Consider the following 8312-nt stretch of genomic DNA (forward strand, 5'->3'; position numbering starts at 1 on the left):
AGGGATCCGCGATCACTATGAGCCGTGACAAGCTTCTTCACACCCATGCTTCTAGCCCTGCGGCCAAAAGGCTAAGAGAGGCAATGCTCAATTATCACGACTTCCAACAGCAATCAAAGCTCGACAATATCGACCACCACTTGGCAAAACTCGCTCACTGGCAAAGTGAGCGCTTAAAGTTCAGTCATCGCGATTTTTATCAATCAAGCGACTATCAAGACGGCTTATCCTTCCTGTTTACGGATTTATATTCAACCGAGGATTTCAGCGACCGCGATCGGGATCTTGAGCGAATATTTCCTAAAATGATCAAGCTTTTACCAAAAAAAATTCTTGAAACAGTGAGTCTTCTGGTAGAACTAAACTTACTTACTCAGCAGCTAGATCAGCGGCTTGCTGAAATCATATTTATTGAACACAACAGCAATGAGCTAAACGAGAAGATCTATTGTGAAGCTTATCGCGCTAGCGACAATCATGGCCAGCGACTATACCAGATACAACTGACTTCACAGCTGGGACAAAAACTCGACAAGTATGCGCGTAGCTCCGTCATCTTATTTACCTTACGCATGACCGAAGGTGCCGCAGAAATGGCTGGACTACAAGCACTTCATCAATTCTTAATGACCGGCTTTGAAGCCTTTCATAGCATGAAGGATGTACGCACGCTGATGAATACCTTAAGCGAAAGAGAAACCGTCTATCTCGATGAGATTTATCAAGGCAATAATCACCCCTTCAATTTTGACCTGAGCATATAAGCACAAAGGAAATACACATGACCGACCGCATCATTCTTGAACGAGTAAGGCTGGAGATTAAAGATCAAATTGCCTATGTAACCTTAGTTCGTGCAAGTAAGCTCAACGCACTCGATATAGCTATGTTTGAGGCCATTGCAAAAGTGGCTAAAGAACTTAAAAAGAACAAGTCTATCAGAGCGGTCATTCTATCTGGTGACGGTGATGCTTTCTGCTCTGGACTAGACATAAAAAGCGTTTTGAAAAGTCCGGTAGCCGCGCTCAAACTTTTGGTTAAACCCGGCACCAAGGCCTCAAACCTGGCCCAGGATGTCAGCTACCTGTGGCGCGATGCTCCCGTTCCTGTCATTGCAGTGACACACGGAAAATGCTGGGGAGGCGGCTTTCAAATCGCATTGGGTGCCGACTTTAGATACAGCACACCCGATTGCGAATTCTCTATCATGGAAGCACGCTGGGGTCTGATTCCCGACATGGGCGGCACACTAACGCTGAGAGAGCTGGCACCGATTGATATCGTCAAAGAGCTTGCGATGACGGGCCGAGTTTTCAATGCTGAAGAGGCTAAATCATATAACTTGATTACCCATATCTATGATGACCCGATGACCAAGGCAGTCGAATTCGCTGAAGAGATCAAACAGCGCTCGCCAGATGCCGTTGCCAGCAACAAGCTGCTTTTCAACAAAACCTGGCTTAGCACCATCAAACAGGCTTTAAATTGGGAAACAAAATTACAACGCAAGCTGATCGGTCGTTACAACCAGAGAGCAGCAGTCAGCCAAGGCACCAAAGGCGCGAAGCCCTTACCTTTTAAGAATCGCAGCTAAGCTTGAATCAAACAGGCTAGAAGCGATACTTTCCCGCCTCAACAGCCGCTTGTAATTCAGCATTAAAGGGCTGATAAGCTGTGTCGCCTGGAAGACAGACCCATACCGGGTCTGTTATCTGCTCCAAATCATAAGCAATTTTCTTCAAGTCAGTTTTCTTGTATTTGAAGGTTCCCGTTGTCTCCATCGATGAAGACAATCGAATAAAAATCGGCCGGGCATATGCGGGCAGATTCTCACTTAAATGTTGGTAGACCTCTGAAGAGTCAAAATGAGCACCTTTCTCAAGCGTAATAGATGCCATTCCCGCTCTACCGTTTGTCTCGGGTATCTCGACACCATAAACCACAGCATCAGCTACAGCAGTCATCTGAGCCAATACATTCTCGACCTCAGTTGTCGAAACGTTCTCACCCTTCCAACGAAAAGTATCACCCAGGCGATCAACAAATTGGGCATGATTGAAGCCTTGATCTCGCATCAAGTCACCGGTATTAAACCAAGCATCCCCCTGTTTGAAGACATTTCTCAAGATGGTGCGTTCGGTTTTCTCTGGGTCGGTATAACCATCAAAAGGGGTTTTATCGGTAATTTCACCCAATAGTAATCCCGCCTGTCCTTTTTTGACCCGTCGCAGGAAGCCATCGTGATGCCTGACTGGACAATCTTCTTCTAAATCATACTCGACAATGGCGTAAGGGATTGTCGTGAAGCCAACGGTAAAATCATGATTGAATATATTGAGAAAACCTACATTCCCCTCACTAGAGCCATAAAACTCCATCACCTTATCGACACCAAAGCGCTGTTTAAAACCCGCCCACAGGTTTGCTCGCAAACCGTTACCAAAAATCATTCTTACCTGATGATTTTTATCATCAGCACTTTCTGGCTGAGACATCAAATAGCGACACAACTCACCAACATAACAAATAGCAGTTGCTTGCGTTCGTCTTACCTCAGACCAAAATCTACTAGCAGAGAATTGTCGCGCCATAACCAAGCAGGCATCACCAGCCAAGACACTGCCCCATGCAACTACCAAGGCTGTACCATGATAAAATGGCAAGGTCACATAAGCTCGGTCACGCGGTGTCAGCTGTAAACATGCCAGTCCCGCACCACCAAAGGCTTTCATAAAACGTCCATGAGTCAAAATAGCCGCTTTCGGCAGCCCGGTCGTACCAGAGGTATAAAAATAACAGAAAGCCTCGGAAGGACGACTCCTCAAGGTACTACCCGGATTCTCTGAGCTTTCTTTCCTCTGCACCGCCGCAAGATCTGTCCAGCCATCAGGCAAAGCATCAGGGTCAACATCACTAAGCAAAGTGTCAGCATCATCAAAGAAAAAGCGAGCATTACTAGAAACAGGAAGACTACTCTCTACCTCAGAAATCGCTGAAAATAGCTCTCGCCCGACAATAATTGCTTTAGCATCGACGAGCTCAAAACTGTGGCGTAACACCGCGGCGCGCTGACTGGTATTGATGAGCGCACTCACGGCCCCTATTTTGGCAATCGCAGCAACACAGGCCAATAGCTCTGGGCGATTCTCCATAAAAACAGCAATGACATCACCTTTGCCGTAACCAGAGTTCAGAAGTGATCGCGCAAGTCGGTTAACCCACTGATTGAAGATCTGGTAAGTAAATTCCCGCTCTTCGAAAATTAACGCAAGCCCTTGCGGATTTCTTGAGGCCGACTGCTCAAGACAAACCCCCATCCCGGCAGGGTAATCACCTGGTTTTCGGCTCGCGATATACATTCCCTTGACTCTCTTGGGCGTACCTTTGATAAAAGCCGGTAGCTTAGAAACAAAACGAGGAAATGAGATGGTATTCGCCACTGCTTCAGTATCTGCGTTACACTTGGATATCGGGGCCATAAATTAGCTCTTTTTATTAGTTCGGCGCTTTACATCATCGGAAATTTACTTAGGAAAGACACTCATCTAATCGGCGAATAATTGATTTCTCAATTTTGGATTTAAGAGGCATAAGTAAGAAACCCAGCTCCATTTTCAGGTCAACCTGTTGTGGTAGCACTGTCATTCGCCCCTTAGCTCCAGCACCTTTGAAGCGCACTGTATCACCTTCCCAATGATATTTAACACCAAATTCCTCAGCCAAACTGACGACCATATCTTCGGAAATCTTCTTAATTTCATCGTGAGCCAAATGATGCTCTCGAACAACCTGTATCACTGACATATATTTTTCTCTAATCTGTTTACTGCTCTAGCCCTAACTTTGAACTTCTTCCAAAACGCGGCTCAATTAGACGCCCTAAATCTTTAAGCTAACGAAGCGCTTTCTATTCGGGCGAAACCCGACAGTTTACCTCGATTGCTCTTGATGCAAAACAACTGCCTAGCAAAGTTCATTCATTTACCTACAAGTCATGATAGTTTTCCTGACACAGCAGAGTTAGAATGAGCACAATTTTTAGATCCGCGTTACATATAGATGAGTATAGCCCATGACCCAAGAGTCTCACACACAAGATTCACAGGCCCAGCAATCACAAGATGACACTACCCACTTTGGCTTTAAAAATGTCAAAGCTGAAGAGAAAGCAGGAAAAGTCGCTGATGTTTTTCATTCGGTTGCCAGCAAATACGACATCATGAATGATTTGATGTCTTTAGGCATTCACCGCGTATGGAAGAAGTTAACGATCGAATCCAGTGGTGTCCGTCCGGGACATAAGGTCTTGGATATTGCAGGTGGAACGGGAGACCTGACCATGCAATTCTCCAAACGCGTTGGTGAACAAGGGCAAGTTATTCTCGCCGATATTAATTCATCCATGCTGAATGTCGGGCGTGACCGTTTACTAGACAGAGGCTACGGCAGCAACATCGATTTTGTTCAAGCCAACGCCGAAACACTCCCTTTTCCAGACAACTATTTTAATTGTGTCAGCATCGCCTTTGGCCTTAGAAATGTGACAGATAAAGACAAGGCACTAGCCTCAATGGCACGCGTATTAAAACCAGGCGGCAGACTATTGGTTCTTGAGTTTTCCAAGCCAAAGAATGACCTGCTCAGTAAAGTTTACGACCAGTACTCTTTCAAGGCTCTGCCTTTAATGGGGCGTTTGATCACCAATGATAGTGAAAGCTATCAATACTTGGCAGAGTCTATTCGCATGCACCCTGACCAGGAAACCTTAAAAGGTATGATGGAAAACGCAGGCTTTGCCAATTGTCGTTATCACAACATGAGCGGCGGCATTGTTGCTCTACATACGGGTATAAAACCTTAAGATGAGCCTTATGGACACTAAGCGGCTAACTAAAATTGCAGTTACTATTGAAAGTGCAATCAATACAGCTCTTTCAATGGACCCTGCGGCTCAGAAACATTTAAAACGCCTTAGAGACTGTGTGCTAGCCATTAGTGTCAGTTCCCCTAGCAAAGTTATCTATGTGGGCGTTGAAGAGCAAAACGAAGCCCAAAGTAACGAGTCAGACGATAACACCCAAGTGGTTTATCGAGTTGCCATACTCCCCGCTCAGGACCATTCCAGCGTTCAGATCAAAGGTTCCTTACTGTCCTTTATTAAACTTGCTAGCTCTAAGGACAAAAGCTTACTCTTCAAAACCAACGAAATTCAACTAAGTGGCGAATCTGTCAGAATTCAACAAATTCAGGCATTCCTTAGCATCGTCAGTGTTGACTGGGAAGGCATTCTCGCTTCTGTTATCGGCGATATTCCCGCACATATTATCGGCACCTCTATTCGCCAAAGTTTGAGTTTTGGCAAAAACCTGACTCAATCTTTGATCAGAGATGCGGAAGAGTTTATTAAGTATGAATTACGCCTGTTTCCAAATAAGGCTGCTGCTAAAAAGCAATTTGCAGCGATCGACAAGCTCTATCAGGCAAGCGAAGCTTTAGAGAAGAAAATTAAGGCTCGACTTGGTGATAAGTCAAATCAAGATAGCACTGTTAGCCAAGAGCAAACGACCAATTAACGCATAAATAAGAGATCAATAAACTCCGTGTCGAAGTTATTACTACTTACCAAACTCCGCAGAATATTCGTGATTCTGTGGGTCATTAGTCGCTACCGCCTAGACGAGTTTATTCCGCTTGCTCAGCTCCCCTTAAGCGCCAGACTACTTCTAATTCTTGCACCTTGGCACTTTTTTCCAAAACCGAAGATGTCTCGCGGTGAGCGAACCCGCTTAGCTTTGGAAACTCTGGGCCCTATCTTCATTAAGTTTGGACAGATACTCTCTACCCGACGCGACTTGCTACCTGATGATATTGCGGATCACCTCAAAAACCTACAGGATCAGGTCACGCCGTTTTCAGGAGCTATATCCAAGGCTTTAATTGAAAAAGGCTTGGGGAAGAAGGTTGGAGAAGTATTCCAAGAGTTTGACGATGAACCACTAGCTACCGCTTCCATTGCACAAGTACATAGCGCCACGCTACATTCAGGTAAAGAGGTAGTCGTCAAAGTCATTCGTCCTGGCATTGAGCGAACCATCGACCAAGATATTGCCGTCATGCTGTTCTTTGCTCTGGTTCTGGAAAACTATTGGGTGGATGGTAAGCGACTTCACCCGGTACAGGTCGTAAGAGATTATGAAAAAACAATTTACGATGAGCTCGACCTGCAAAGGGAAGCAGCAAATGCCTCCCAGATCCGTAGAAACTTTCTAGATTCTGAACTGATCTACATCCCGGAAATTCATTGGGACTACACTAACCAGCACGTTCTGGTCATGGAACGGGTGTATGGTATTCCTGTTGCTGACGTTGACGCGCTGAGAACCGCCGGGGTCAACCTGAAAGCACTTGCCGAACGCGGCGTAGAGATCTTCTTTACTCAAGTATTTCGCGATAGCTTCTTTCATGCTGACATGCACCCTGGAAACATATTCGTCTCGTCAAAGAATCCTCACAACCCGCAATACATTGCCATCGACTTTGGTATCGTTGGCACACTAACGCCTGAGGATCAAAACTACCTCGCACGCAATCTGCTCGCCTTCTTCAAGCGTGACTACAAAATGGTTGCCGAGTTACATATTTCATCAGGCTGGGTTCCTGAGGACACACGTGCAGACGAGTTTGAATCAGCCATCCGTACGGTTTGCGAGCCTATTTTCGAACGCCCGCTAAAAGACATATCCTTTGGACAGTTTCTGCTGCGCTTGTTCCAAACAGCGCGTCGCTTCAATATGGAAGTTCAACCCCAGCTTGTACTGTTGCAAAAAACCCTACTAAACATCGAGGGCTTAGGGCGGCAGCTCTATCCAGACCTGGATCTTTGGAACACGGCACAACCTTATCTAGAAAAATGGATGAAACAGCGCATCGCACCACCTGGTGTTTGGAAAAACGTTAAACAGCACTTGCCTGAGTGGCTTGAACAGTCACCAGAAGTGCCCAAGTTGATATTTGATGCCATGAATCAAATTAAGCACTTAGATAGCTTTACACAAAAGCGCGAACAGCAAACTATCCAGCTAAAAAATGACATAAATCTACAGCGCAAACAAACAAAAGACTATATGATAGGTGGTACCTTGTTGGTGCTAGCCATTGCCCTAAGTAAACCAGACACACAGCAGTGGTTAACAAATTTAACCTGGTCTGAAATCGGGCCAGCAATAGTCGGTGCGTACTTTATATTCCGCACCAAACGAATCACGAAATAACAGGCAGTTTAGTTACCATGTCTACGGTTTTAGAACAGTTAACAGAAGTTTTGGCCGAGCGTCGACAAGCCGATGCCAGCAGCTCTTATGTTGCCAGCCTACACGCCAAAGGCTTAAATAAAATATTGGAAAAGGTCGGTGAAGAGTGCACCGAAGCAATTCTTGCAGCCAAAGATGCTCAGGATGACGAAGGTAAGAAAGCCTTAGTCTATGAAACCGCTGATTTATGGTTTCACAGCCTGGTAATGCTTTCACACCTGGACCTCGAAGCTAAGGACATCCTTCAAGAACTTGAGCGTCGTTTTGACTTATCAGGCCTTGAAGAAAAAGCATCTCGTAAACAGAAATAGGAGAAGGTTATGGGTATCAGTCCAATGCAGCTACTGATTATATTATTGATCGTAGCACTTATTTTCGGCACCAAGAAACTACGCAATATGGGCGGAGACTTGGGTGGCGCCGTAAAAGGCTTTAAAAAAGCCATAAAAGATGATGAGAAAGCCGCTGTAGAAAAGAAAGACAGCGACATCATCGAAGGCAAAGCTGAAAAAGTCGAAAGCAATGATAAAGAGCAACAAAAGTAACCCTGATCAGGCACTAGCTATCGAATACTATGTTTGACGTTGGTTTTTTAGAGCTCGTCTTAATCGCTATCATCGGCCTATTGGTTTTAGGACCCGAGCGCCTGCCCGTTGCCGCTAGAACTCTGGGTCGCTGGTTTGGCAAAGCACGCCGCATGACCAGCCAGTTCACTCAGGAAATAAATCGCCAGATAGAACTCGAAGACCTAAAAAGCGAGCTTAAAAAGCAGGGCGAGAGTTTGGACATTAATGAAGATGTCGAAATGATCCAGAATACCGTTAAAGACGCCCTCAAAGAAGCTGAAGAGTTCGAGCCCTTACCAAGAGATGAGTATGACAAGCTGTTTCAGGCACCAAAAGAGCCTGATTCGTCAAAAGACCTTCAAAGCAATACGCAAAACGACAAGCCTAAGCAGTCATAACATGGCCTCCGTAATAAGCTAAGCATAGTAAAGACATG

The 8312-nt window shown here is 45.4% G+C and carries 10 protein-coding genes; 8 read left to right on the plus strand and 2 right to left on the minus strand.

All coding sequences use genetic code 11. The features are described 5' to 3' along the window. Both A3757_RS10395 and A3757_RS10400 read left to right on the plus strand, forming a co-directional pair. The coding region (locus tag A3757_RS10395) for a hypothetical protein (protein WP_231878251.1) at window positions 1-764 on the plus strand (764 nt) is incomplete at its 5' end. Window positions 765-781: 17 nt separating this feature from the next. Beyond that, window positions 782-1594 (plus strand): crotonase/enoyl-CoA hydratase family protein, encoded by an 813-nt coding sequence (locus A3757_RS10400; RefSeq protein ID WP_068516736.1) that lies wholly within the window; start codon window positions 782-784, stop codon window positions 1592-1594. Between the two features lie 16 nt (window positions 1595-1610). Here A3757_RS10400 and A3757_RS10405 read toward each other — a convergent pair whose 3' ends face one another. Both A3757_RS10405 and A3757_RS10410 read right to left on the minus strand, forming a co-directional pair. Beyond that, on the minus strand, window positions 1611-3479 hold the full coding sequence (locus A3757_RS10405; RefSeq protein WP_068516732.1) for a long-chain-acyl-CoA synthetase: 1869 nt from the start codon (window positions 3477-3479) through the stop codon (window positions 1611-1613). A gap of 49 nt (window positions 3480-3528) precedes the next feature. After that, the gene (locus tag A3757_RS10410) at window positions 3529-3804 is read right to left on the minus strand and encodes a polyhydroxyalkanoic acid system family protein (protein ID WP_068516730.1); all 276 of its coding nucleotides are present in this window, start codon (window positions 3802-3804) and stop codon (window positions 3529-3531) included. A gap of 268 nt (window positions 3805-4072) precedes the next feature. On the opposite strand from A3757_RS10410, the gene ubiE reads away from it, so the two are divergent. Genes ubiE through tatB form a run of 6 tightly spaced genes read left to right on the plus strand, consistent with a single transcriptional unit; the run spans window position 4073 to window position 8274 of the window. Continuing rightward, window positions 4073-4861, plus strand: a complete 789-nt coding sequence (gene ubiE, locus A3757_RS10415) for a bifunctional demethylmenaquinone methyltransferase/2-methoxy-6-polyprenyl-1,4-benzoquinol methylase UbiE (RefSeq protein ID WP_068516050.1) — start codon at window positions 4073-4075, stop codon at window positions 4859-4861. Window positions 4862-4871: 10 nt separating this feature from the next. Beyond that, entirely contained in the window at window positions 4872-5573 is a 702-nt protein-coding gene (locus A3757_RS10420; RefSeq protein ID WP_068516727.1) for an SCP2 domain-containing protein, read from the plus strand. 27 nt (window positions 5574-5600) lie between these two features. Then, the gene (gene ubiB, locus A3757_RS10425) at window positions 5601-7271 is read left to right on the plus strand and encodes a ubiquinone biosynthesis regulatory protein kinase UbiB (RefSeq protein ID WP_068739573.1); all 1671 of its coding nucleotides are present in this window, start codon (window positions 5601-5603) and stop codon (window positions 7269-7271) included. 17 nt (window positions 7272-7288) lie between these two features. Next, on the plus strand, window positions 7289-7621 hold the full coding sequence (locus tag A3757_RS10430) for a phosphoribosyl-ATP diphosphatase (RefSeq protein WP_068512015.1): 333 nt from the start codon (window positions 7289-7291) through the stop codon (window positions 7619-7621). Between the two features lie 9 nt (window positions 7622-7630). Beyond that, on the plus strand, window positions 7631-7855 hold the full coding sequence (gene tatA, locus A3757_RS10435) for a twin-arginine translocase TatA/TatE family subunit (RefSeq protein ID WP_068512005.1): 225 nt from the start codon (window positions 7631-7633) through the stop codon (window positions 7853-7855). 29 nt (window positions 7856-7884) lie between these two features. After that, window positions 7885-8274, plus strand: a complete 390-nt coding sequence (tatB, locus tag A3757_RS10440) for a Sec-independent protein translocase protein TatB (RefSeq protein WP_068512008.1) — start codon at window positions 7885-7887, stop codon at window positions 8272-8274. The last annotated feature ends 38 nt before the right edge of the window (window positions 8275-8312 follow it).

The organism is Oleiphilus sp. HI0117 (assembly GCF_001635235.1).

Bases quoted from the DNA above. Each gene is read 5' to 3' on its own strand.
- A3757_RS10420 (WP_068516727.1), top strand. From the start codon at position 4,872: ATGGACACTAAGCGGCTAACTAAAATTGCAGTTACTATTGAAAGTGCA.
- A3757_RS10430 (WP_068512015.1), top strand. From the start codon at position 7,289: ATGTCTACGGTTTTAGAACAGTTAACAGAAGTTTTGGCCGAGCGTCGA.
- A3757_RS10410 (WP_068516730.1), bottom strand. From the start codon at position 3,804: ATGTCAGTGATACAGGTTGTTCGAGAGCATCATTTGGCTCACGATGAA.
- tatA (WP_068512005.1), top strand. From the start codon at position 7,631: ATGGGTATCAGTCCAATGCAGCTACTGATTATATTATTGATCGTAGCA.
- tatB (WP_068512008.1), top strand. From the start codon at position 7,885: ATGTTTGACGTTGGTTTTTTAGAGCTCGTCTTAATCGCTATCATCGGC.
- A3757_RS10400 (WP_068516736.1), top strand. From the start codon at position 782: ATGACCGACCGCATCATTCTTGAACGAGTAAGGCTGGAGATTAAAGAT.
- A3757_RS10405 (WP_068516732.1), bottom strand. From the start codon at position 3,479: ATGGCCCCGATATCCAAGTGTAACGCAGATACTGAAGCAGTGGCGAAT.
- ubiE (WP_068516050.1), top strand. From the start codon at position 4,073: ATGACCCAAGAGTCTCACACACAAGATTCACAGGCCCAGCAATCACAA.